The 25,093-nt window shown below is 34.2% G+C and carries 23 protein-coding genes and 5 pseudogenes; 24 read left to right on the top strand and 4 right to left on the bottom strand.

Going from position 1 to position 25,093, the window contains the following annotated elements; all coding sequences use genetic code 11:
- Positions 1-3: 3 nt before the first annotated feature.
- The gene (locus ACH0B5_RS12430; RefSeq protein WP_404817756.1) at positions 4-267 is read right to left on the bottom strand and encodes a YqhV family protein; all 264 of its coding nucleotides are present in this window, start codon (positions 265-267) and stop codon (positions 4-6) included.
- Between the two features lie 106 nt (positions 268-373).
- A complete protein-coding gene (locus ACH0B5_RS12425; RefSeq protein WP_341362843.1) occupies positions 374-598 on the bottom strand; it encodes a phosphate-starvation-inducible protein PsiE in 225 nt (74 codons plus the stop codon).
- A 158-nt stretch (positions 599-756) separates the two neighbouring features.
- Between ACH0B5_RS12425 and ACH0B5_RS12420 the strand changes: the two genes are divergently transcribed.
- Both ACH0B5_RS12420 and ACH0B5_RS12415 read left to right on the top strand, forming a co-directional pair.
- Entirely contained in the window at positions 757-1,257 is a 501-nt protein-coding gene (locus ACH0B5_RS12420; RefSeq protein WP_341362842.1) for a pyridoxamine 5'-phosphate oxidase family protein, read from the top strand.
- Positions 1,258-1,419: 162 nt separating this feature from the next.
- Positions 1,420-2,645: pseudogene (locus ACH0B5_RS12415) on the top strand (MDR family MFS transporter).
- 38 nt (positions 2,646-2,683) lie between these two features.
- On the opposite strand, the gene ACH0B5_RS12410 reads toward ACH0B5_RS12415, so the two are convergent.
- The gene (locus tag ACH0B5_RS12410; protein ID WP_341362840.1) at positions 2,684-2,986 is read right to left on the bottom strand and encodes a YunC family protein; all 303 of its coding nucleotides are present in this window, start codon (positions 2,984-2,986) and stop codon (positions 2,684-2,686) included.
- 175 nt (positions 2,987-3,161) lie between these two features.
- On the opposite strand from ACH0B5_RS12410, the gene ACH0B5_RS12405 reads away from it, so the two are divergent.
- The 17 genes and pseudogenes from ACH0B5_RS12405 to ACH0B5_RS12325 all read left to right on the top strand — a co-directional run.
- Positions 3,162-3,314 (top strand): YpzG family protein, encoded by a 153-nt coding sequence (locus ACH0B5_RS12405; protein WP_341362839.1) that lies wholly within the window; start codon positions 3,162-3,164, stop codon positions 3,312-3,314.
- 517 nt (positions 3,315-3,831) lie between these two features.
- On the top strand, positions 3,832-4,533 hold the full coding sequence (locus ACH0B5_RS12400) for a polyphosphate polymerase domain-containing protein (protein WP_341362838.1): 702 nt from the start codon (positions 3,832-3,834) through the stop codon (positions 4,531-4,533).
- A gap of 25 nt (positions 4,534-4,558) precedes the next feature.
- Positions 4,559-5,242 (top strand): DUF4956 domain-containing protein, encoded by a 684-nt coding sequence (locus ACH0B5_RS12395; protein ID WP_341362837.1) that lies wholly within the window; start codon positions 4,559-4,561, stop codon positions 5,240-5,242.
- Positions 5,243-5,317: 75 nt separating this feature from the next.
- Entirely contained in the window at positions 5,318-7,636 is a 2,319-nt protein-coding gene (locus ACH0B5_RS12390; RefSeq protein WP_406927888.1) for a carbohydrate-binding domain-containing protein, read from the top strand.
- Between the two features lie 241 nt (positions 7,637-7,877).
- Positions 7,878-8,438, top strand: a complete 561-nt coding sequence (locus tag ACH0B5_RS12385; RefSeq protein WP_341362835.1) for a hypothetical protein — start codon at positions 7,878-7,880, stop codon at positions 8,436-8,438.
- Positions 8,439-8,592: 154 nt separating this feature from the next.
- Positions 8,593-9,849 carry a CYP152 family fatty-acid peroxygenase CypC gene (cypC, locus tag ACH0B5_RS12380; RefSeq protein WP_341362834.1) on the top strand — a complete coding sequence of 419 codons (1,257 nt, stop codon included), beginning with the start codon at positions 8,593-8,595 and terminating at the stop codon, positions 9,847-9,849.
- A 99-nt stretch (positions 9,850-9,948) separates the two neighbouring features.
- Complete coding sequence (locus ACH0B5_RS12375; RefSeq protein ID WP_406927887.1) at positions 9,949-10,377, top strand: hypothetical protein; 429 nt, start codon at positions 9,949-9,951, stop codon at positions 10,375-10,377.
- Between the two features lie 73 nt (positions 10,378-10,450).
- Entirely contained in the window at positions 10,451-10,927 is a 477-nt protein-coding gene (locus ACH0B5_RS12370) for a DinB family protein (protein WP_406927886.1), read from the top strand.
- A 148-nt stretch (positions 10,928-11,075) separates the two neighbouring features.
- The gene (locus tag ACH0B5_RS12365) at positions 11,076-11,621 is read left to right on the top strand and encodes a type 1 glutamine amidotransferase (RefSeq protein ID WP_406927885.1); all 546 of its coding nucleotides are present in this window, start codon (positions 11,076-11,078) and stop codon (positions 11,619-11,621) included.
- Positions 11,622-11,657: 36 nt separating this feature from the next.
- Positions 11,658-12,176, top strand: coding sequence for a YfiT family bacillithiol transferase (locus tag ACH0B5_RS12360; RefSeq protein WP_341362830.1), 519 nt, complete (start codon positions 11,658-11,660; stop codon positions 12,174-12,176).
- 67 nt (positions 12,177-12,243) lie between these two features.
- On the top strand, positions 12,244-12,651 hold the full coding sequence (locus ACH0B5_RS12355) for a VOC family protein (protein ID WP_341362829.1): 408 nt from the start codon (positions 12,244-12,246) through the stop codon (positions 12,649-12,651).
- Between the two features lie 18 nt (positions 12,652-12,669).
- A complete protein-coding gene (locus ACH0B5_RS12350) occupies positions 12,670-13,110 on the top strand; it encodes a VOC family protein (protein WP_341362828.1) in 441 nt (146 codons plus the stop codon).
- Between the two features lie 357 nt (positions 13,111-13,467).
- Positions 13,468-15,102, top strand: coding sequence for a ribosomal protection-like ABC-F family protein (gene abc-f / locus ACH0B5_RS12345; protein WP_341362827.1), 1,635 nt, complete (start codon positions 13,468-13,470; stop codon positions 15,100-15,102).
- Between the two features lie 53 nt (positions 15,103-15,155).
- Positions 15,156-16,862: pseudogene (locus ACH0B5_RS12340) on the top strand (spore germination protein).
- Positions 16,852-17,951: pseudogene (locus tag ACH0B5_RS12335) on the top strand (GerAB/ArcD/ProY family transporter). The pseudogenes ACH0B5_RS12340 and ACH0B5_RS12335 overlap by 11 nt, the downstream one beginning before the upstream one ends.
- Positions 17,948-18,130, top strand: a complete 183-nt coding sequence (locus tag ACH0B5_RS12330) for a hypothetical protein (protein WP_406927884.1) — start codon at positions 17,948-17,950, stop codon at positions 18,128-18,130. The pseudogene ACH0B5_RS12335 and the gene ACH0B5_RS12330 overlap by 4 nt, the downstream one beginning before the upstream one ends.
- 21 nt (positions 18,131-18,151) lie before the next feature.
- A pseudogene (locus ACH0B5_RS12325) lies at positions 18,152-19,147 on the top strand (Ger(x)C family spore germination protein); the annotation flags it as partial.
- A 145-nt stretch (positions 19,148-19,292) separates the two neighbouring features.
- On the opposite strand, the gene ACH0B5_RS12320 reads toward ACH0B5_RS12325, so the two are convergent.
- Positions 19,293-20,063 (bottom strand): TSUP family transporter, encoded by a 771-nt coding sequence (locus ACH0B5_RS12320; protein WP_341362822.1) that lies wholly within the window; start codon positions 20,061-20,063, stop codon positions 19,293-19,295.
- Between the two features lie 178 nt (positions 20,064-20,241).
- Between ACH0B5_RS12320 and ACH0B5_RS12315 the strand changes: the two genes are divergently transcribed.
- From ACH0B5_RS12315 to ACH0B5_RS12295, 5 genes and pseudogenes are all read left to right on the top strand, one after another.
- Entirely contained in the window at positions 20,242-20,589 is a 348-nt protein-coding gene (locus ACH0B5_RS12315) for a PadR family transcriptional regulator (protein WP_341362821.1), read from the top strand.
- Positions 20,576-21,571: an HAAS signaling domain-containing protein gene (locus ACH0B5_RS12310; RefSeq protein WP_406927883.1), complete on the top strand. Its 996-nt coding sequence runs from the start codon at positions 20,576-20,578 to the stop codon at positions 21,569-21,571. The genes ACH0B5_RS12315 and ACH0B5_RS12310 overlap by 14 nt, the downstream gene beginning before the upstream one ends.
- Before the next feature lie 540 nt (positions 21,572-22,111).
- Entirely contained in the window at positions 22,112-23,731 is a 1,620-nt protein-coding gene (locus tag ACH0B5_RS12305) for a peptide ABC transporter substrate-binding protein (RefSeq protein WP_406927893.1), read from the top strand.
- Positions 23,732-23,829: 98 nt separating this feature from the next.
- Positions 23,830-24,759, top strand: coding sequence for an ABC transporter permease (locus ACH0B5_RS12300; protein ID WP_341362819.1), 930 nt, complete (start codon positions 23,830-23,832; stop codon positions 24,757-24,759).
- A pseudogene (locus ACH0B5_RS12295) lies at positions 24,759-25,093 on the top strand (ABC transporter permease); the annotation flags it as partial. The gene ACH0B5_RS12300 and the pseudogene ACH0B5_RS12295, both read left to right, overlap by 1 nt.

The raw sequence follows: 25,093 nt of genomic DNA, 5'->3' as shown, positions 1-25,093 counted from the left end.
GAATTATTTCATTCGTAAGCTAAATAAAATGAGCAAAACACCAGCAAACAGACAAATCATTTTTTGGTAAGAGATTTTATCACCTATGCCTGCAATGCCTAGCCCGGTAGTAATGATAAGGATTGTAGGACCAACTAAGGCAAGCATGGAATTAATTGCGAGAGCTTTTTCGATATCATGGGACTTATACATGAATCCGGCGGCAGTAACTTCGATACTTCCTGATATTATTCGTAATAAAACCATATAGATTAGTGCTGATTCCACATAACCATCCTTTATTGTATGTTAAAAGAATGTATGCTTGTCCCCTAAAAAATATGTAAATAAAAAAAGTCGTCACTTTAAGTGTGCGACTTTTTTATGAAGAAAATTAAAGTTTATTAATTACTCCGTGAAGAGTTTCTGTTAATTCATCATCATATTTTGCTAGTTCGATAAGGTTCGCTAGACGTTCACGTAAAATATGGCGCTCAATAACTAATTTCTCATCTAATACGTCAACTAATAATTCAATAATTAAATTGTTACGAATAGCTAAAGCTTCATCAACACGCTCTGGAGTAATTTTAGCATCTGTTTTTAATGATTTACCCATGATATTTCCCCCCTAGTATTTATCGTTTTGATTTTATCATAATATCGGCGATTTATAAATATTGTAGAAAATTAGTTGCTATAGGAAAAATTTTGACTATATAAAAGGAATTAAAAGATGTATTTAGAATATATATTAATAGAAAGGAGAGAGAAATCATGAGGGGAACAATTCATAATAAGAAAAGAGAAGTCACAGAAGACATGGCCTATCATTTTTTAAAACATGCGCAAGTGGCTCATGTGGCGACAGTAGGAGAAGATGGGTATCCATATGTGATTCCCTTTGTTTATGTTTATGAGGAAGGGAAAAATCTTTATTTACATATAGGAAACTTGCGAGAAAGCCATTTTTGGGAAAATGTAAAGGTGAATTCGAAAGTTAGCATTGAAGTATGTGAAATGGGGGAAATCGTTCCAGGGAAAAAATACGCCTGTCAGTCTGCTTTAGGATATACAAGTGTCGTTTTATTCGGAACGATTAAACATATTGAAGAAGAAGCAAAAAAAGAATGGTTTTATGACTGTTTATGGAAAAAATACGGGGATCCGGATTGGAATTTTGAAAAGGGAGGATACCCAGCATTGCCTAAAACAGAGTTATTTGAAGTAGAGATTGAAAAAATAACAGGGAAGTATAGTGAGGCATTGAGTCATTAACTTTTAAATCCGTAAATAATAAATGTCAGCCTATAAAAAACGGTATTGAAACTTCATTCAATGCCGTTTTTTAATATCGCTCTACCTTAAACAGAATTATCCAATTCATCTATCTTTTTCCTGAATAGTCTGCTATAAATGGAATAGATAGGGGGGCGCATCATGAAATGGAGAGATTATCCTCAATGTAAAGGTTAGATTATTCACTTCCTTCTTTATTCGAGTCCTTTCTTCTGCAGTCATCCCGTTTATGGCTTTATTTTTTGCCCAAGAAATGAGTAAGTTATGGGCGGGCGTCTTTTTAGTAATGACGGTTATTGTAGGATTTTTATCGAATTTAGTTGGCGGTTATGTATCAGATCGATTTCATCGAAAGAAAATATTAATTATAAGTTCGTTAATTAGTGCATGCATGTTAGTTCTTATGACGGTAAGTCTTTTACCTGAGAAAAGTATCATGGTCCTATTTGTTGTTGCTTTTATTTTATTTACGATTTCAAGTAGTATGGAATATCCGGCGATGGAGGCGCTTATTATTGATTCAACGACTCCTAAAAACCGAAAGGCAATTTATACAGCAGATTATTGGTTATCCAATTTATCGATGGCCATTGGTACAGCTATAGGTGGATTGCTTTATGTAAAACATCAAGTTGAATTATTTAGTATTTTAACCTTTGTAGCCATATGTATTACAATTGTTTACGGAATTTGGTTGGAAGATACGAAAAGAGAGTTACTTGAGCAGAAACATATGAATTTAATGATCGATGTCCTTCATAATTATAAAATCGCATTACAAGACCGACCGTTTGTAAAAGTAGTTATCGGTTCCATGTGTATTATCGCAGCGGAGTTATCGTTAAATAGTTACGTTGCGGTACGATTAGCTGAATCCTTTGAATCCCTATATATCGGCGGATTTGAAATTAGTGGAATTCGAATGCTCAGTATTCTTAATATAGAGAATATGTTGCTTGTAGTATTACTTACATTTTTTATTAGCCGTTTTACTGATCAATTTAGCAAGTCGAAAGTTATCGTGGTTGGGTTAGTCATTTACGCATTAGGGTATAGCATCATGATGTCAGCGAACGTTTGGTATGTACTAGTCTTATTTGCTTTTATTGCAACGATTGGTGAGTTAATTTATTCTCCTATTTTTAATACAGAACAAGCCAATATGATGCCGGCTGATAAGAGGGGATCTTATGCTGCTTTTGCTATAAGGTAATTCAGGTGCGGATTTAATTTCTCGCTCAAGTATCATTGTAGGAACATTTTTAATACCATCTATGATGTCCATATATATAGGAATTATTATGATGTTTGGTATTGTTTTAATTTACACCGGAATATATAGGCGAAAAACGGTCAAGTTATGGTAAAGCCCGAAAATTAATCGTTTCCGGGCTTTTCGAAATTATTAAATCATCATCAATAAGGCATCTTCGCCAATTGTTCCTTTTACGATTCCTAATTTTTCTGCTTCATACGTAACGGATTCTAGAGGTGCTTTTAATAATTCATCGATTGTTTTTACACCGACAGCACGACCTGCAATAATTTTACGATCGGCTAATTTACTATTTAGTAAGCCGACATCTAACGCGCCACACATAATATAACCGTTCTCGTTGGAAACGGTTAATAAAGTGGTTTTTGGTAAACGTACAGTAACAGCAGTAAACATGTGTCCGTTTAATTCAATTGGTTCAATCGAAACCATATTTATCGCCCCTTTCCTTTATAAAATATGGGAAAGGGAAAAAAGTGTTCGAATTTCTTTTCTAAGAATTATGTTTTAAAGGAAAATAAAAAATTACGGATAGCATTAAAAAAGAAAAGCATACTAATAATGATTTCACATAGGAAATCTAACATGATGAACAGGGGTGTGACCGATGGATCGAAAGGGTTTATTAAATCCTAATTCTCAGAAGAATCACCGAAACTGGGAAAAGCCGAAGATTCAAAAATCTCAAATGAATGGTCAAACGGAGATTTCTCTCCATAACCAAATTTTGAGATCTGAAGCAAAAGCTAGACAGTTTTAGATCATCATGTAAGGTTTTGTGAAACGAAAAGCCCGGAGTAATCCGGGTTTTTTATTTTTTCGACATGTAAATATCAAAGTGTATAATTTAAATGGATCGAGCAATACTATAAATGATTTCACTAAACAATCCGACATGATTTACAGGAGGGATTTCCGTTATGATTAACGCAGAAGACAACTCAACGTCTAATAATCCGCCGAAACTCATTAAGGAAAAGCATATTTTCTCTATTTAGTTATTCACAACTGAATATAGAAATCACATGTTGCCTTAAGAAGTGATATCATGTGGATCAGTGAAATTAAGCCCGGAAATTAAGTTTTCCGGGTATTTTTTTGTTTTTTTGGAAATCCATAAATCTCTAATTGATGAAAATTAACATTCTTCATAAAAAATTTACTTTGACATATTGCCGACACATTCGGGTTTTAATATAGGAATTGTTAAAGGGAGTAGCAATGATTCAACAAATAAACAGGCTCCACTCAGTCGTTACTAAGGAAAGGAGAAAAAAATGCCGTTTCAAACTTCATTTAATCCGAATGGTCGAAAAGAATTGAAACATGCCATTTCGAAAGCGGAGTATTATGTGTTGCGCCGTAAGCTTCAACATTTCTTAGAGCTGGATCCCAATGCTGGGCCAAATGGCAAATACCTTATTCGTTCCACTTACTTCGATAATTTTGATAACAAAGTGTTGAACGAGAAAAAGGAAGGCTACATAAATCGAGACAAATATCGCGTCCGTATTTATGGAAAAAGTTCCTCCGTCATTCATCTTGAACGAAAAAGTAAACGGAATAATTTAACGTTTAAATCAAAATGTAGATTAACTCAAAAGGAATTCGAACAAATACGTTTAGGTGAGATTGAATGGATGGAAACGGATGAACGGAAACTTTTACGGGATTTATTTTTCAACATGAAATACCACCAGTTAAAACCGATGGTAGTTGTTGATTATGAACGGGAAGCATGGATGTTTCCTTTTGGTAATGTCCGTATTACCTTTGATATGAAAGTTCAGTCAAGTATTCGTAATACGGATATGTTCAATAAACATTTACCAATGGTAGATGTACTTGAGCCAAATTTAGTCATTTTAGAAGTGAAATATGACGATTATTTACCGGAAGTGGTTAAACATTTACTTCAAATTTCAGATACACAAGCTGAAAGTTATTCAAAATATCAATTAAGTCGAATGTATATTTAGTTTTTATGATTAGGAGGAAAAAACATTGGATACAACAAATTTTTCAGACATTTTTAAATCAAGTTTTATCGAAAAGACATCTTCATTTTCTTTAACCGATTCATTCATCGGTTTAGGGTTAGCTTTTTTAATAGGATTATTTATTTACTATATTTATAAGAAAACATTTAATGGCGTGATTTATTCTCATTCGTTCAATATTTCATTAATGATTATGACACTAGCTACAGCACTCGTTATTATGGGGATTAGTCAAAACGTATTGTTATCGTTAGGTATGGTAGGGGCATTATCCATCGTTCGTTTCCGAACACCTATTAAAGATCCAATGGATTTAATGTATTTATTCTGGTCTATAGTGGCAGGTATTTTATGTGGAGCAGGTTTCATTCCTTTAGTTGTTATTGGTTCAATTGTTATTGGGGCTGTTATTGTCCTATTTGCTAACAAAATTGTTGTGGAAAATCCTTATTTATTAGTCGTGAAATTAGAAGAAGATTTTGCGGGAGATGAAGTAGAAAAACTAATAAAATCAAAATCGAAAAAATTCGCCTTAAAATCGAAATCCATCATACAAGATTATGAAATTGAAGCGACGTATGAAGTACGTGTAAAAGAAAATGATGCAAAAATTGTTTCGGAAGTTTCCAATATTCCTGGGGTACGCTCCGCTGTTATGTTAAGCTACGATGGCAATTTCACAGCTTAAAGTAATTAATATAAACAAAAAGGAAGGGGGATCAGATAACGGGGATCCCCTTTTGTACAATAAAGGGATGATGATATGAAAATAAAATTCAAAGCACTCCTTCCCATTCTATTAGGTTCAGCCTTATTTATTAGTGGATGTAATGAATCTTCTACCACGAATGCCGCATCTTCCCAAGATGTAATCAGTGAATATGTTTCTTACGATAGTGAGGATGAGTACACGAGTTGGGAAGAGGAGGGTGTTACCTTCGTCAACTTAAATGGCACATCAGCAGATTTTAGTGGTGACGGTGGCGTGATATTAGAAGAAAATCAAATACTTATTCGAACTACTGGTACTTATGTATTTGAAGGGACATTGGATGATGGACAAATTGTTGTTGATGCGGAAGATACAGGTACTGTCCGACTTGTTTTAAATGGTGTAACAATAAACTCTTCAACGAGTGCTCCCATTTATATTAAACAGGCGGATAAGGCAGTCATTTCATTAGAAGAATATACGGTAAATACATTAACGGATGCTAATGAGTACCGTTATGATGAACAAGAAACGGAACCTGATGCCGCCATCTTTAGTAATGATGATTTAACAATTAACGGGTTGGGTTCATTAACGGTGCAAGGAAATTATGAAGACGGTATAAAAAGTGATGATGACTTACTGTTTACAGGTGGACAAGTTCATGTCGTCTCTGCTGATGAAGGTATTGTAGGTAAAGATCTTTTAGCTGTTAAAGAAGCGAATATTACAGTCGAGTCGGTAGGTGATGGATTAAAAGCATCAAATACAGAAGATGAACAGCAGGGAAATATAGTTTTAGAAAGTGGCTCAGTAACAATCCAATCTGAAGGAGACGGCATTCAAGCTGAAAAAACAGTAGTCGTTGCAGATGGTAACTATGACATTGTAACGGGAGGTGGCAGTCCGGAAACGATTGAAAATACCGACGAATTTGGAATGGGTGGCGGTATGGAACGGCCAGGTCATATGGATGAACTTGATCTGTCGACGATGATTGATTCTATGCTAGAAGGTGTCGATATCTCAGACGATATTAAAGAGCAGTTAGAGAGCACGGAAAGCATGGAAGAATTACAAGCAATTTTGGAAGATTATCCAGAACTTCAGCAACAGCTTGAAATTTTCAGCATAGATGGACGTCAAAACATGGGGCAAGGGGGTCCGATGGCAGGTAGTGCAACGGGGGATAGTAATGATTCGACGGACGGTACCGAAACAATGCCTCAAATGCCAAATGGAGAAGAACGACCAGATGGCAGTGAAAGCTCTAGTGGACAACCTCCAGAAGAAGCACCTGAAATGAATAATGAACAGTCCACTGGGGAAGAAAGTTCAGAAAATCAAACAGTAGAAGATGAAGAAGCAATAACGGATGATACTACAGTTAGTACAAAGGGTGTAAAGGCTGGTACAGAAATAATCGTTGTAGGTGGTACTATCCAAGTTGATTCATTCGATGATGCTGTTCATAGTGATGGAAACGTAACGATTTCTGGGGGCCAATTGATTGCCAATAGTGGTGATGATGGAATCCATGCCAATACAGAGGCAGTCATCTCTGGAGGCGACATTACCATTGAAAAGAGCCTGGAAGGATTAGAAGGAAGAAATATTACAATTTCCGATGGTACAATTCACATCATTGCGGCAGATGATGGCGTAAACGTTAATAGTGAAGAAGTTGGGTTTGGGATGATGCACGGAAATGTAAATGGTGATACTGCAACAGGTGAAGCGCCTGAATCCATTGAAACGACAACTGAAGATGAAGGGAATTTATTAATTGAAGGTGGTTATCTTTATGTTAATGCCGATGGGGACGGTTTAGATTCTAATAATACAATGGAAATGACTGGTGGAACAGTAATCGTTTATGGCCCAACCAATTCAGGTAACGGTTCATTAGACTATGCAAATTCCTTTAATGTCGAAGGTGGTATGTTAATAGCTGTTGGAAGTAGCGGGATGGCACAAGGTATTTCAGATAGTTCCTCGCAAAATGCTATTATGATGACGTTTGATGAAGTGCAGGAAGCTGGTACAACGATTTATGTTGGAGATAATGATGGGCAACAAATTATCGCGTTGGAACCAGAGAAAGAATACCAAACGGTTATTATTAGTTCCCCGGAATTAAAAACAGATGAATCCTATACAATCCGTTCTGGTGGTGCAATATCAGGTGAAAAAATAGATGGGTTATATGAAGAAGCTACTTATAAAGATGGTCTTATTTCGGTTGACTTCACCCTTTCGAAGGTTATGACCTATTTAAATGAATCGGGAGTTACAGAAGCTACTAGCGGTATGATGGGAGGATTTGATGGCGGTAATCCATTTGGAAATAATACAGGCGTCAATAATTAGAGAAAAATAGAAGTTGAAGTAGGCTGGCAGTTTTGTTAGCCTATTTTTTTATGAGTGTAGAAATATATTCCAATTTTTATTCATAATATGATATTTTCAGCATATATCCTAAAATAACCAAATATGAATAAGAAAATGTACTACGTCTTAAGTCTGATACTGAAATATTTCTACGGTCGGTTCACAAGATAGAAGGAATCAACTATTATAGTAATAATAAAACACATGAAGGGGTACATTAATGGAAAGGAAGAAAATTTACTTATTATTGACTGATACAGGAACAATGTTCACGAGAATGATTAAGCTTTATACAAAAAAGCCCTATAATCATGCATCCATTGTATTCGATGAAGACTTTAAAGAAGTATATAGTTTCGGACGTAAAAGACCTCGTAATCCTTTCATTGGTGGATTTGTAAATGAAGACGTAAGGCAAGGATTATTTAAAAATGCGAGATGTGCTATTTATAGTTTCGAAGCAACAGATGAGCAGGTTCAAAAAATGCGTCATTTTATTAAAAATATAGAAATGGAAAAACATTTATATAGATATAACCTTTTAGGATTAATTACTTTTATTATTAACAAACCATATGAAAGAAAGAGAGCTTACTTTTGTTCCGAGTTTGTTGCAAAAGCTTTAAATGAAGGAGAAATTATTCATTTCCATAAACCAATCTCCCTTGTTTCTCCCCATGATTTGCAATCAATAGAAAATTTACAATTAGAATTTGAAGGACAGCTACAACATTTACTTGCAAAGGATATGGTGAAAAATGCGTATCCGGCTATTTTTTAATATCCTTTATCATTCAACACCACAATTGTTTAAAAACGAAAACAGTTGATGGTGTTTTATTTTGTTTAAAAGACGTCTGAAAAGGAATAGAAGAAGTATAAACTATTTTTGTTAAGAAAGACTAATAATAGTGAAATTAAAAGAGGTGACAAAGTTGGAAAATCAAATGCCCCGAGAAGAAGGTATTGATCATAGTATTAGTTTATTAAAAGAAGGTTATCATTTTATATTAAACAGAAGTAGAAAGTTTCAATCGAACATTTTTGAGACACGAATTTTAGGTAAAAAAGCGATATGTATGATTGGAGAAGAAGCGGCAGCCGTTTTTTATGACCCAGCTAAATTTCAAAGACAAGGTGCTGCACCAAATCGAATCGTTCAAACTTTATTTGGGAAAAATAGTGTTCAAACATTAGATGATGATGAGCATAAACAAAGAAAAGAAATGATTATGTCTGTTATGACGCCGGAGCAGTTAAATGCATTGATGGAAATGACGAAGCTGCAATGGGAGCAATCTCTCGATAAATGGACTCAAATGGATCAGATTGTCTTTTATGAAGAAGTAAAAGAATTGCTATGTAAAGTGGCATTTAAGTGGATTGGCTATCCGTTACATGAAAACGATGTTAAGAAAATGACAAAAGAATTAGCGTCCATGTTCGAAACACCTGCTGCTATTGGACCTTCCCATTGGATAGGAAGAACATATCGGAATTTGGCAGAAAAGAAAATTCAAGAGCTAATACAAAACACGAGGGAACATAAAGTAAAATTTCCAGTCGATACAGTATTGCATCAATTTGCTTTTCATAAAGACAAGGACGGCCATTTACTGGACGTTGAGACAGTAACGGTGGAAGTGCTGAATATGTTAAGGCCAATTGTTGCCATTTCGATTTATATTAATTTCTCCCTTTTAGCACTTCATCAATTTCCTAAACAAAAGGAAAAATTAAAAGCCTTTAAAGATTATCCTAAAATGTTTGTGCAAGAAGTAAGAAGATATTATCCGTTCTTCCCTTTTGTAGCAGCAAAAGTGAAACAAGATTTCACATGGAAGGGTTATCAGTTTAAAGAAGGGACGTTAACCCTTTTAGATTTGTATGGTACAAATCATGATTCGAATCAGTGGGACAAACCAGAGGAATTTTACCCTGAACGATTTGCCCAGTGGAAAGGAAGTCCTTTTAGTTTTATACCTCAGGGTGGGGGAGATTACTACTTAGGACATCGTTGTGCAGGGGAACAAATTACGATTGAACTGATGAAAATTAGTTTAGACTTTTTAGTAAATCGAATGGAATATGAAATACCCGAACAAAATTTAAACTTTAATTTAGATGATATACCGAGTATTCCAGAGAGCAAAATAATCCTTGAAAAAATAGTAAGAAGTCGAAGTCACTAAGTGATTTCGGCTTTTTTATTTATGTAGGTTTGTATTTATTATTAGATAGTTGTTCGCTAAAATGAAATTTACATAACAGTTTTTTGAAGGAGTACCTATATGAATGAATTAGATTATAAAAAGGCATTGGCACTAGAACAATACAAAGAAATTAAAGCATCTAGAAGACATTATAGTAATTTAAGATTTGCCCTCGTTCCGGTTTACTTTGTCGTACAATTCGGATTAGTGCAGCTTGCTGTGAAAAAATCGTCGGATGCTCTTTTATTTGCAGAATATATTATGCCGATTTGTGGTTTATTAGTGACGTATGTCTTTTGGACAATTGAGACGAGAATTACAATATATTACAAAGATTTAGAACAAACGGGAGACTTTATTGAAGAGTATTTAGGATTTGATAATAAAGTGATGGTTAATTATAGTAAACAATCATTCCTTAGTAACACGAAATTATCTATAAAAGCCGTTTATACGATTTTCCTTTTGTACTGGATCGCTGTTCTCATAAAACAATTATTTTTTTAACGTATAAGAAGGACTTTCAACAATTCTCTCGAACATTAAATAAAAATAGTGAACGTTGTAGGAGCTGAAATTCTTGCATAAAAATAAAGAACAATTATTAATGCATTACGAAAATTCGATTGAGTGGGTAAAAACGTTGCTAAATTTATCAGAAACTCAATGGAGAACGCCTATTGCAAAAGATAAATGGACAATTGCAGAAATTATCGGGCACTTTCCAGCTTGGGATCAATTTGTATTAAAAAAACGTATTCCTTATTTTTTTACACATCAAGAATTACCAAAAGCTCCAGACGAAAATGAATTAAATGATCAATCATCTAAAGTGAGTAAAGAAAAATCAAAAGAGGAAATTATCGAAGACTTTATAGCTGAGAGAAGAAGGATGGTTATTGCTATCAATAATATTGAAGACGAATTGTGGGATCAGCAAATAAAAATTGGCGAAACGTCCTTAACGATCTCGGATTACTTAAGTGGGTTTATTGAACATGATATACACCATTTTAAACAAATTGAAGAATTACTACTCGCTATAGATGGTAACTAAAAAGGAAACGTTGATAAGGGAGTTTTAAGATTGACTACATATATTATTCAACATGTCCCCTTTGAATCACCAGGAATTCTTGAGAAGATTCAAAACTACGAAATGATTAAGATGTTTGAATCATTTCAGTTTCCAAAACTAGAGGAAGTTGATTTTATTAATCATTTTAGGTGGACCGATGGGGGTCTATGACGATATTGAATGGCTTCAAGAGGAAAAGCAGTTTATAAAAGCAGTCATTCAACATAATCGAGCTGTCCTTGGAATTTGCTTGGGGGCTCAGTTAATTGCAGAAAGCATTGGTGGCAAAGTAATGCCAAATCCAAAGGGAAAAGAAGTTGGTTGGTGGCCTATTTACAAAAGACAAAATGTCGATGCCCTAAATTTTTTACCTGAGAAATTAGAAGTGCTTCATTGGCATGGAGATACATTTACACTTCCGGAAGAGGCAACGACTTTTTATTCAACGGAACTATGTAAAAACCAAGCATTTCTATATAAAAATAATGTTGTTGGTTTGCAATTTCACTTTGAAACAACAAAGGGTAGCTTAAAAACAATGGTGGAAGCAGATGCCTCTTATATTTCAGGAAAAGGTATGATACAGAGTAAAGAGGCGATTTTAGCTAAAACTCCTCCAGAAGAAAATGCAGATATTCTATTACAACTTATTCAGTTTATAAAAGGTAATTAATAATAAATTTCAAATAGAAATTGGAGGCAAGGGTTAATGGAAGAGCGATATCCGATTGGGAAATTTAGAAGTGTTGGTGGGATTACAAAGGATCAAATAAAGGAATGGATTGCAGATATTTCTTCTTACCCAACAAGGTTAAAAGATGTAGTTGCATCATTAAATGAAGAAGAACAGCAATTTACGTATCGCCATGGCTCATGGACAGTGAAACAACTTGTACACCATATAGCAGATGCCCAAGTAAACGTTTATACACGCATCAAATTAGCATTAACAGAAGATCATCCAACGATTAAACCTTTTGAAGAAAATGGATGGGCACTGTTACCGGATGTGGATCTTCCGCTATCCCAATCTTTGCAACTTATTGAAGGGTTACATAGTCGATTAGCTTATTTATTGGAACATTTAACTGACGAACAATTAAAAAGAACGTATCAGCACCCTGAAACAGGTGATCAAACAGTGGAAGGGACATTGGAATTTTGTGTATGGCATGTCAATCATCATCTTGCCCATATTCAAAATGCGTTAGCAACGAAGAATAATTAACATAAACGACCTCATTTTGAATGCTTTCTAAAGTACAAAATGAGGTTTGTTTTTTAGGAGGGGAAAGATGTTAACAGGATTGATAAGAGTTGGGACGATTTACATTCCAGTAAAGGAAGTAGAAGTTTCTGCAAAGTGGTATGAAGAAAAAATCGATGCGGTTATATCATATATTGATACGGATAAAGCGATTGTTAACTTTGCTAATCAAAGCTTCTTTTTAGTGAAATCTAAAAATACAAATGCAAACTTCATTGATTTTGCTGGGAATGAACAGTTTTCTGTTACTTTTGAAGTAGACGGATTACAAGCCCTTCTTAGTCTACATAGCGAATTTAAAAACAAAAATATCCAGGTTGGGGACATTGAAGACCGGGGTCATGTAGGAAAGAACTTTGTTTTTACTGATATAGATGGCAACAAGTTTGATGTATGGAGTGAATTAAGCCCCCAATTTAAAGAGAAATTTTTATAAAGAAAATAGGAGGAATATATGAATCGTTTAAATTTAGTTACATTAGGTGTAAAGGATATGAAAGAGTCTCTTCGTTTTTATCGTGATGGTTTAGGCTTTGATGTTAAAGTATATGGAGATGAATCGAATCCCGAAGTTATTTTCTTTAATAACAATGGGACAAAAATTTCATTATTCCCTATTGAAAATTTAGCGAAAGATATAAATGAAGAAAATCCTCCCACTATTGGACATGGATTCGGTGGAATTACTTTAGCTTATAATGGTAAATCTAAGACTGAAGTCGATGAAGTCTTTCAATTAGCTGAAAAAGCAGGGGCGAAAATTGTTAAAAAACCGGAAACAGTTTTTTGGGGTGGTTATAGTGGCTATTTCCAAGATCCAAACGACTATTACTGGGAAGTAGCGTACGGGGAAATGTGGAAGTTTGATTCCAATGACATGTTGATAGTTGAGTGAATTTGCGATGGAATTCATGAAATGACTCCATTTATGATATAATAATTTAAATTGAAAAGAAGGGAAGATGGGTGGACGATGATTTTATAATCTTATTTTTATTTTTGAAGTACTTTTATATTTCAAGAAATTAAAATAGGATTAGTCTGCCCATTTTTCTAACATACGTGTAGTAGCTATTGATCACCAATAGTTTATTTAATCATGTGAAAATGCGACTAATCCTTCCAAAAATATTTGGGAGGATTTTTTTCTTTAAAGATTTGGCTATTATCATGGAATCGATTCCAAATATAGAGTTTGAGATCGTTACCCTTGGCCAGATAGAGTCCTCCCTTCAAGAAGGGATGAGTTTTGATGCAAGAAATTTTAAAATTACAAAATATCCAGTATGAAATTATGGAAAACGTTATTTTTGAAAGTGTAAGTTCTACGGTACATCAAGGAGATATTATAGGAATCATCGGGAAGAATGGGGTAGGGAAATCTACTCTACTCCAAATTATATCAGGTAACATAACACCAAGTAGTGGTGAGGTTTACCAATTACAAAATTTAACGATCGAATCGGTGGAACAAGAAACGGCATGTTTTACATCAAAAATGTTAGAGAAAGAAGAAGCGCTTTTACTATCAAAATGGAATGTACCTTCTAATGACTACAATCAATTAAGCGGAGGGGAAAGGTTAAAGGTAAGACTTGCAAAGGGCTTTTCAAAAAATGCCCAATTATTATTATTAGATGAACCAACTAATCATTTAGATGAAGAAAGTACTCAACTTCTCATTGAACAGATAAAGCAATTTAAAGGAACGATTATTTTAGTTTCTCACGACCGTTATTTTTTAGATAAAGTGGCAACGAAAATATGGTCTATAGAGGATAGACAGTTATTAGAACATAAAGGAAACTATACAAGTTTTATGAAAGCTCGGGAAAAACGGAGAGTTTCCCAACAACGGGAATATGAAAAGCAGCAACAAATGATTCAAAAAATTGAAAGTCAATTAAATGAACTATCGGCTTGGTCACAAAAAGCCCATGCCCAATCAACAAAACAAGAAGGCTTTAAAGAGTACCACCGAGTTAAAGCAAAGCGAACGGATGCTCAAGTTAAGTCAAAACGTAAAAGGCTTGAAAAAGAATTGGAAAAGTCCAAGGTAGAAAAAGTAAAACCTGAATATGAAGTGAAGTTTTCTTTAAAGTCGAAGGGCAAAAATGGGAAACGTTTTTTAGAAGTAAAGCATTTAACAAAGAAATTTAATGATAGAACTTTATTTAAAAATGTTCATTTTACAATGCTACATGGGGAAAAAATTGCATTAATAGGCCCTAATGGTAGTGGTAAAACAACTTTATTAAAAATAATTATGGGCGAGGAACAAGTTGAAGGAGACATCTGGATTTCTCCTTCTGCAAACATTGGCTACTTAACTCAGGAAGTATTCGATTTACCTTTAGACAAAACACCGGAACAATTATTCTACCAAGAATCTTTTGAAGAACGAGGAAAAGTACAAAATTTAATGAAACATTTAGGATTCACGACAGCAGCGTGGAAAGAGCCAATCCAACATATGAGTATGGGGGAACGGGTTAAATGTAAATTAATGAAATATATATTAGAGGATAAAGATGTTCTAATTTTAGATGAACCGACCAATCATTTAGACCTTCCATCCCGGGAACAGCTAGAAGACACTTTGCAAAAGTATGATGGAACGCTTTTAATTGTTTCCCACGATCGTTATTTCCTTGAAAAGACTACTAATTATCAATTAGTCATTAGGGATGGTGGAATCTTTAAAGAGACGAAGGAGTTGCCGAGGGAGCAAGATTCAACTAATGAATTGCTGTTGAAATTGGAGACGGAACGGCAAGAAGTACTTGGGAAGCTTAGCTTTTTAACGTCAAAAGATAGTGAATATGCTGAACTCGATTCTAAATTTAATGCACTAACGAAACAGATTAATCAATTAAAAAAGAACTAACTCATAAAGTCCTAAACGAAACAAACATTCGTTTAGGATTTTTTTATGTTGAAATGAAAAAAGAAATTTTATGTATGGAAATTATTACACATCACATACTATCTATGTATGTTTTCTTAAATTTGAAGCAAGCAGGTGATAATATGTCACCGTTCTTTAGAAAAAGGACGAAAAAAAAGAAACAAGAAAGTATTCCAACAATACCTGATAGTGAAATGATAAAAAGTAATCAAGATAAATTCATTAGTGCAAATCTTGAAGAAAATATGAGCAAAATAAATGCCATTTTTCAAAATGATATGGACTTTTCCAATCGAAGATTTAAGTTGTTTGGAACCATACCTGCTTCCCTTATTTGTTTAAAGTCACTAGTGAGCAACGAAATAATCGATAGAGATATTATAAAACCATTACAAGAATTAAGTTTGCCAAAGGGTTCTGATAATGTGGGAACCGATTTTATATTAGAACAAGTTTTATACTACTCTGATACAAAGATAATAGAAAATTATTCTAAACTACTTCAATCTTTAACTCTTGGAAAAACTATCGTTTTTATAGAAGGAATTAGTAAAGCGTTAGAATTCGATGCTGTACAAATAGATAAACGATCAATTGAACAGCCTGAAACCGAGAGGGTCGTCATTGGACCGCGGGATGGATTTATTGAGCAGATTATTACAAATATTGGACTAATAAGATATCGTCTTCCTGTTCCAGAATTCCGAATTGAACAGACAGAAGTTGGAACAAGATCCCATACAAAAGTCGCTATTTGTTATTTAGATGATATTGCAAATCCGACACTTGTCCAGGAAGTGAAAAATAGGATAGATGCGGTTGAAATAGATAGTATTTTAGATGCCGGTTATTTAGAGTAGTTTATTCAAGATAATCCTTGGTCTCCTTTTCCGCAAGTCCTTAATACGGAACGACCTGATAAAACTATTGCGAACATTTTGGAAGGAAGAGTTGCTATCTTAGTGGATGGGAGTCCCTTTGCGTTAATTGTACCTGCAACTTTTCATCAATTTTATCAAACAAATGAAGATTATAATGTGCGATGGCTTATTTCCTCTTTCATTAGAATCATTCGTTTTATAGCACTTGTTTTTTCTTTAACCTTTTCTTCTTTCTATGTAACTGCTTTATCCTTTCACCCTGAATTAATACCGGCAAGCTTTGTAGTAGCTGCTTCAAGCGGTAGACAAGGAGTACCTTTCCCTGTTTTTGTAGAAGTATTAATAATGGAAATTGCAATGGAAATACTCCGAGAAGCAAGTGTACGAATGCCGCAACAAATCGGTGGTGCCCTATCAATCGTTGGAGTGTTAGTTGTAGGACAAGCTGCTGTTCAAGCAGGGTTTGTTAGTCCTATTACAGTTTTTATAATCGCGTTATCGACCATTGGTTCCTTTGCAACACCGTCTTACAATGCAGCTAATGCCTTTCGTATGTTAAGATTTTTCCTTGTTATATTAGCTGGCATTTTTGGATTATTAGGATTAGCAATAGGAATTATTATTGTTCTTAATCATATGGTTAGCTTACGCTCCTATGGTGTTCCGTATATGGCACCAATTGCACCAGTAAACTTAAAGGCATTAAAGGATGCGATTATTCGAGCACCATTAGATTGGTTAAAGGAACGACCTAAAACTTTGAATCCTCAAAATACAAAAAGGGTTGGAAAAAGAGTGAAAGAAAAGGCTGAAAACAACTTTGTGGAAGAGGGTAGAGGAGGAGAAGATGAAACATAGTGACTCAATAACCTCTGTACAATTGGTTATTATTATTATAGGGACAGTTCTAGGTATAACGATACTGCCCATTCCTAGATTTATTATAGAAGGATCGAATACTGCTGCTCCACTAGTAACTTTAATTGGAATAGCAATCTGTATGATAGGAATTCTCGCCATTGCTGCATTAGGGAAAAAGTTTTCTAAAAGCACGTTAATTGGTTATTCACAAAAAATTATCGGTAAACATTTAGGAAATTTTTTCAATATGATTGTTATTCTTTTTTTTATTATATTAATGGGTCTTGAAACTCGACAGTTTGCGGAAGTATTAAAGGGAGGGCTTTTACCAGATACCCCAATTCAAATATCTATACTGCTAATTATTTTCATTTGTATAGCCATTCGTTTTAATAACGTATCAACATTTGCATATATACACTTTTTCTATCTTCCGTTTATCATCGTAGCTATTCTACTCATAATAATCCCTTCTATTGGAGATGTGGAAGTATACCGTTTACTTCCTATATTAGGTCATGACTTGAATTTTCAGGATTATTTAGGAAGTGCTCGTTTTGCCATACAAGCGCTCGCCAATTTCCTCGTTATTTCAATGGTTATTCCTTACATGAAAAATCCGAATAAAAGTATGAAAAGTAGTTTTTGGGGTTTACTTATTGGAGGTTTTTTTTATGGGGAATTGTTACGATGTCATTAGCAGTTTTTGGAGATAAAGAAGCGGCAAACGTTTTTTGGCCGACATTAATTTTAGCTAGGATGGTGCAAGTTCCAGGGGATGTCCTTGCAAGGATAGATGCTATTTTTATTATTGCATGGATTTTTGCAGTATTTACAACGCTTCTTTCTTATTATTTCCTGTTCGTTAGAGGGGTTGCTGAAATATTCGGTACGAAAAAATACAGACTTATTTCTTATATAGGATCACCCTTAGTATTTGTTATCGCCATCATACCTGAAGATATTTATGTATTATATGACTACATTGTAATGATTACTTTTTTTGTATCCTTTAGCACAATTGTATACCTTATTCTTTTGTTACTTATAGCAAAACTCCGGAAAATTAAAGGAGATGCGACATGAATAAGAAACTGTTGATTATTTTAATTTTGTTATTTTCTCCAATTTTAACAGCATGCTGGGATCGATATGAACTGGAAGAGCGGGCCAATATTTTAGGATTGTCTATCGATATAGCAGAACGAGAAAGTGATACGCCCGAGTTATCTTATTCAGAAGATAAATTTCCTGGTGGAGAGTAAAATGCACTTTATCGAGTTACGGCCCAATTGGCAGTACCGGGGAAAATTAAACTTGGTCCTGAAGGTGTAGGAGGGGATGGCTCGGGGCAAACGGCATGGGTACTTGAAACGGTAGGTCATACGTTAGATGATGCCATGTCAAATTTACAGCAACAATTAGCTGAAAAATTATATCTTGGTCATTTGCAAATTGTCATTATAAACGATGAAGTAGCTAAAGAAGGTATGGATGTTATAAATGATTTCTTAAAACGGAATTATGAGGTAAGAAGAACAGCTTGGATGGTGATTAGTGAAGATGTAGCCTCAGATGTACTAGAGGCTGCTCCTCCTATTGAAACGGTTCCTGCTTTATATTTATCTGAAACATTAGAAAATGCAGCACGTTTAGGTCAGTTGCCAACGGAATATTTAGGTAAATTTTGGGTAGATTTAGAAGAAGAAGGTGTGGATGCTAAATTACCTTTAGTTAAAGTCCTTGAGAAGGAAAGAATATTAATTAACGGACTTGCTTTTTTTAATGGAGAGAAAATGGTTGGTACGATGACTCCAATTGAAATTGGTGCGTATTTAGCTATGAGGGAGAAAAATCCTGGAGGTTATCCGATTGCAGTATCTTCTAAAGACGGGGAAGTATACTTAGTAGAATCACTAAAAAGGGACTCGAAAATTAAAGTCAATGTAAAAAATGGACAACCAAAAGCTTTCATTGATGTTGAAATTGATTCGAGTATAGATGAAGAAATAGGTGCGAATGATTTAAGTAAACAAAAAGTTGATGAACTTGAACAGGAAGCTTCCCGAGTTGCTGGAGAAAGGTTTGAAGAAACATTGAAGAAGTGGCAGGAAAAGGAATCGGATATTCTTGGTTTAGGAGGACGAGTAAGGGCTTTTTATCCAAAGTATTGGGATGAAAATGTAAAAACAGATGAGAAATGGGCAGAAGTTTATAAAAAAATGACAATTAAAGTGAATGTAAAATATCGTATTAAACATGCGGGGATGCAATGGAAATAGATGATATTAACATAACAAATTGAAAAGTAACTAGATAATACGAGAAAATTCACTGTTCCACTTTATGTACCTTGAATATTTGGTTCCGTATTAGAAGGGAATTGAAAAAAATCGAGATTGCCTAATAGCAGTCTCGATTTTTTTGTCAATTAGCGAAATAATCATATGTATTTTTAGTAAGCAAAAGAACAGTTACAACGATAAAGAGTATACGTACATATCCACTGCCTTGTTTAATGGCAAATTTAGAACCACAAATGGCGCCAATAATTTGAGCAATTCCCATAACTAGACCGTAGGCAAAATTAATCTGCCCTAAGAATAGGAACATTACAAGGGCACCGATATTACTAGCGAAATTTAGTAGCTTTGAATTTCCTGCTGCTTTTAAAAAGTCAAAACCAATTAAAAGAAATGCGAAAATGAGAAAAGATCCTGTTCCAGGACCTAAAAATCCATCATAAAACCCAATCGCGGCTACTAGGAATATAAAGCCTATGTATTTTTTAGGGGAAAGTTTTTTATAGGTTGAAATACTACCCCAATCTTTTTTAAAGAAAGTATAGATAGCAACTGCGGCTAACATGACAAGCATTAATGGTTTTAAAACATTGGGATCCATTAAATGGACCGTCCATGCTCCAAACATCGATGCAATAAATACAATAGGAAATATTTTTGCTATAGGTTTTAAGTCAATATTTCCTGAACGATAAAAAGTAATTGTACTCGTTAAAGAACCTAAAGTACCAGCCAATTTATTTGTTGCCACTGCAGCTGATGGGCTTAGTCCTGTAAACATTAGGGCTGGTAGTGAAATGATTCCCCCACCACCAACTACTGAATCAATAAAGGCGGCTAAAAATCCAAAAAGAAATAAAATGACAATGAGTGATAAATCTAAATCAAATAGCATGAACTAAACCTTCTTTCTCTTTACAACAGAAATCGTATAAGAAAATCAAGAGGAAGTAAATAGCTAAACGTTCAAAATTTCTAAAACATTTCCAAAAATTGAAATAATAATGTTCGCGTTATAATACAGTATCATATATACTGTATTTTACATAGTATAAGAGGGAGGAGGTGTTCCGTTGAACAATATACTGGATTCATTAAGCACAGAATTAAGAAGAGGTACATTGACTTTGGCCGTTTTAAGTCAATTGCAAACGCAGCAGTATGGTTATTCGTTAGTCCAGTTACTGGAAGACTCGGGGATAACAATTGAACAAAGTACGTTATATCCATTACTTCGTCGATTAGAAAAACAGGAACTTGTTGAAAGCAGTTGGGACACGACAGAATCAAGACCAAGGAAATATTATATATTAACAGATTACGGGTTGAAAATTTATAAGGAATTAAAAGAAGAGTGGCTAACGAATTCTAAACAATTGTATAAATTGCTGAAAGGGGATGGTTTAAATGAATTTGATTGATAGTTACATTCATGAAGTAACGCGAAGGTTACCTCAAAAAAGTCGTGAAGATATTGGGCTAGAGTTAAAATCTACTATAGAAGATATGCTACCACTGGAATATACGGAAAAGGATGTAAAACAAGTATTGCAACAACTGGGGAATCCGGTTTCTTTAGCAAGTAGTTATAATGACAGACCAATGCATCTTATTGGTCCAAAGTATTTTGATTTATATGTTTCATTTTTGAAAATGATTGTTCCTATTGCAGCTGTAATTGCGTTTATTTCCGTAGCAGCTATTCAAATTATTGAGTTTGAACAAGGGGATACGGTTTTGACAACCGGTTTAAATATTTTAACTCAAAGTATTTGGAACATTGTTAGCATCTTTATTCAAGTATTCTTTTGGCTAACATTAATTTTTGCTATAGTGGAGCGGATCGATGGGATAAAGGATAATCAGCCCCGTACGATGAGTCTCAATGAATGGACGCCAGACGACTTAAAAAATATACCTTTTATTCCAAAGAAGAGAGCTATTTCAAAGAGGCAAGTATTCGGTAGTTTACTTTGGACTGCTATTTGGGGAACGTTCTACTTTTATGCAAGTCATTTAGTAGGGGTATATGAAAAAACGGATGACGGTCTTACCTTTATAATGCCTTCCTTGAACCAAACTATTTTAAACTCGTATTGGCCATTAATAGTACTTGTTATTGGAATGGAGATTGGGTTAGCACTTTATCAGTTATTTAAGGGGCAATGGACGAAGAAGGTTGCTATTTTTAATGTTTTACGTGAAGTGATTGGGGTTGTTACTTTAATTATTGTTATAATCAATCCTAACTTATTCAACCATGAATTTTTAACATATCTGGCAACTATTTTTGATATATCAAGTGAAAAAGTAAGACAATTTATTGTCATGGCAATTATGTTAGTACCTTTGTTCTCCATTTGGAATTGCGTGGATGGTTTTAGAAAAGCAAATAGTCGTTAAAAAACGGGGTGTCTTAATTATTTAAGACATCTTTTTTATTTTTAAAAGGATTGATTCCGTACTAAAATAAATCATTACATTTCTTTTTGACTAATTTTGTTCCATTTACACTAAATACTTTTTCTTAATAAAGTGCTAAAAATTTTTAAAAAAATGTATTTTTCTTAATAAAATATTTCTTTAGTACTAATTTACATTATTTTACATAAATGAGGTAAATAATGCGGCTGCACCAATTAAATGAATATTCTGAAATTAGAATGAAAACCCTTATTTAATCGTATGTTTTAAAGAATTTGCTTTTTAAGATATAGTTTTATTTCTTGTTTATATTTTCAATTCAAAGTAATAGCTAGGAAAAGTGTTTAAATAATCACGATTATATTAGAATAGTGTTTTATCTAAATTTTCCTAGAAAAATGAATTTTTAGTTTATTTATAAAAAAATCTTTGCTATGATGTTTATGTTAATCCTATTATCTGAAAATAGGGAATAAACAAAAAAGGGGGATTCTCGTGAAAAAACGAAATCTATTTTTAATGCTGATGTTACTAGCTTTAACTCTAGTATTAGCGGCTTGTAACTTCGGTTCTGAAAAAGAATCTACAGATGATTCAAAAGAAGGAGCTTCTGAAGAGGGCGGTTCAAAAGAGCTAAACTTAGTCATTCCATCAGAACCACCTTCATTACATCCACAATTAGCAACAGATAGTACTTCGAATGCGATTTTACAAAACGTGTTTGAAGGTTTAACAACTGTTAAAGATGGTGAAGTTGTCGAGGCAGCTGCAGAAAAGATTGACGTAAGTGATGATCAATTAACTTATACATTCACTTTAAAAGATGCAAAATGGTCAAATGGTGACCCTGTTACTGCTGAAGATTTCGAATATGCTTGGAAATTTGCTTTAGATCCTAAAAATGCATCTGAATATGCATCAATTCTTTACCCAATTAAAGGTGCACAAGCTTATAACCTTGGTGAAGGTTCAGTAGAAGATTTAGGAATTAAAGTAGTAGATGAAAAAACTTTAGAAGTTACTTTAGAAAACCCAACTCCATATTTCTTAGAGTTAACTGCGTTTAAAACATACTATCCAATTCACAAAGCAACTGCAGAAGCAAATGATACTTGGTATGCAGAAGCTGGTGATTCTTATGTAACAAACGGTCCATTCAAATTAACGGACTGGCAACATAGTGGTTCCATTACTTTAGAGAAAAACGAAAACTATTGGGATGTTGATAATGTTGCTTTAGATAAAGTTAACATTTCAATGGTTGAATCTGAAACAACTGCTTCAACAATGTTTGACGCTGGTGAAATTGACTGGTTAGGTTCACCGTTCCAAACAATTGGATTAGATGTAATCGATCGTTATAAAGAAGAAGGAATTTTAAAAATTTCCGATTATGCTGCTATCTATGTGTATAAATTTAATACAACAGAAGGACCAACAGCGAATGCAAACATCCGTAAAGCATTAACACTTGCGATTGACCGTCAAGGTTTAATTGATAACGTTACAAAAGGGGAACAAACTCCTGCATTAGGTATGGTTCCTTCAGCGGTTAAAGGTTTTGAAGAAGATCGTGGCTATATGAAAGATAATGATATTGAAGAAGCGAAAAAAGCATTAGATGCAGGTTTAAAAGAACTTGGTCTATCTGATCCAAGCGAACTTAAACTAAGCCTTTCATTTAATACAAGTGAAGCTCACGCAGCTATTGCTCAATTCATTCAAGAAGGTTGGCGTACAAATCTAGGTATCGATGTAACTCTTGATAACTCAGAGTGGCAAGTATACTTAGATAAAGTATCTAACTTAGATTACAATATCGCTCGTATGGGTTGGATTGCTGACTACAACGATGCTTACACATTCTTAGAAATGTACAATTCTGCAGAAAATGGTAACAACGATACTGGTTGGGAAAATGCAGAGTATACTCAGTTACTTGAACAATCTAATACTGAAACAGATCCTGCTAAACGTCTTGAATTGTTAAAACAGGCTGAAAGTATTATCATGGCTGAAACTCCAGTTGCACCAATTTATTACTACACAAATCTTTCAGTGAAGAAAGACTATGTTAAGAATATGGAACAAGATTCACTTGGTAACATGTATCTAAAATATGTAGATGTTGAAAAATAATCTATTTAAATTAGGAAAAGGTTACTAACATTTGAGGCTGCTTTCTATCGAGTAATCGATTCAGAGCAGCCTTTTAATATGAAAAGGAGGGGAAAACAATGCTGCGATATATTTTTAAGCGATTAATTTATATACTTATTGCTTTATTTATTATCGTTTCAGCTACATTCTTTTTAATGAAATTAGCACCTGGTAGTCCGTTTGCTAGCGAACGGGATTTTCCGCCGGAAATAGAGGCCCAATTAAACGCAAAATATGGATTAGATAATCCTTGGTATGTTCAATATAAAGATTATTTAGTAGATACGATTAGCTTTGATTTTGGTGAATCGATGAAATATAAAGGTCGTTCTACAAATGATATTATTTCAGAAAGTTTCCCTATTTCATTAACATTGGGAATTGAAGCAATGATCTTATCAATCGGTTTAGGTGTTTTACTTGGGGTAATTGCAGCGCTATATCATAACCGTTGGCCGGATTATTTAGCGACAACCATTGCAGTTTTAGGTATTTCAGTACCTTCATTTATATTAGCTGGTTTAATGCAATATTTTTTAGCGTATAAGTTAGGCCTCTTCCCGGTAAGCGGATGGAAAGGGTTTATTTATAGTGTTTTACCGGCCTTTGCCATTGCCATTACTCATGCAGGTTTCATTGCGAAACTTATAAGATCAAGCATGCTTGAACAAGGAAATAGTGATTATGTAAAAATGGCGCGTGCAAAAGGTCTTGGAAAATGGACAACGGTATTCCGACATACGTTAAGAAATGCATTGCTACCAGTTGTTACATATTTGGGACCCCTTACAGCTGGAGTTGTAACGGGAAGCTTTATTATTGAACAAATTTTTGCTATCCCAGGATTAGGAAGACACTTCGTAACGAGTATTACAAACCGTGATTATACAGTTATTATGGGGACAACCGTTTTCTATTCTATTATTCTATTATTTGCTGTTTTAATTGTTGATATTTTATACAGTGTAATTGATCCGCGGATAAAGCTGAAAGGAGCGAAAAAGTAATGGCACAAAACAACCAATTATTTGAACAAATTTCACCGGATAAGTTTAAAATTGTCGGTGGCCGTTCGGATGAAAGTGAAAAATTAGCTGATAAATCCGTGTCCTTTTGGAAAGAAGTAGTGCTTCGATTTTCTCAAAATAAATTAGCGATTTTCGGGATAATAGCGTTAGTCATTATTACGTTATTAGCTATATTTGTACCTATTTTTTCACCTTATAGTTACCGTGAACAATTAGGGGTTTATAATGCAGCGCCATCAGCTGCCCATTGGTTCGGTACAGATGATTTAGGACGAGACATTTTCGTTCGTGTATGGCAAGGGGCACGTATTTC

This window comes from Ureibacillus sp. 179-F W5.1 NHS (assembly GCF_045369345.1).
Lineage (GTDB): Bacteria > Bacillota > Bacilli > Bacillales_A > Planococcaceae > Ureibacillus > Ureibacillus halotolerans.
Note: the sequence above shows the minus strand (reverse complement) of the source record. Positions and strands in the feature narration are given on the sequence as shown.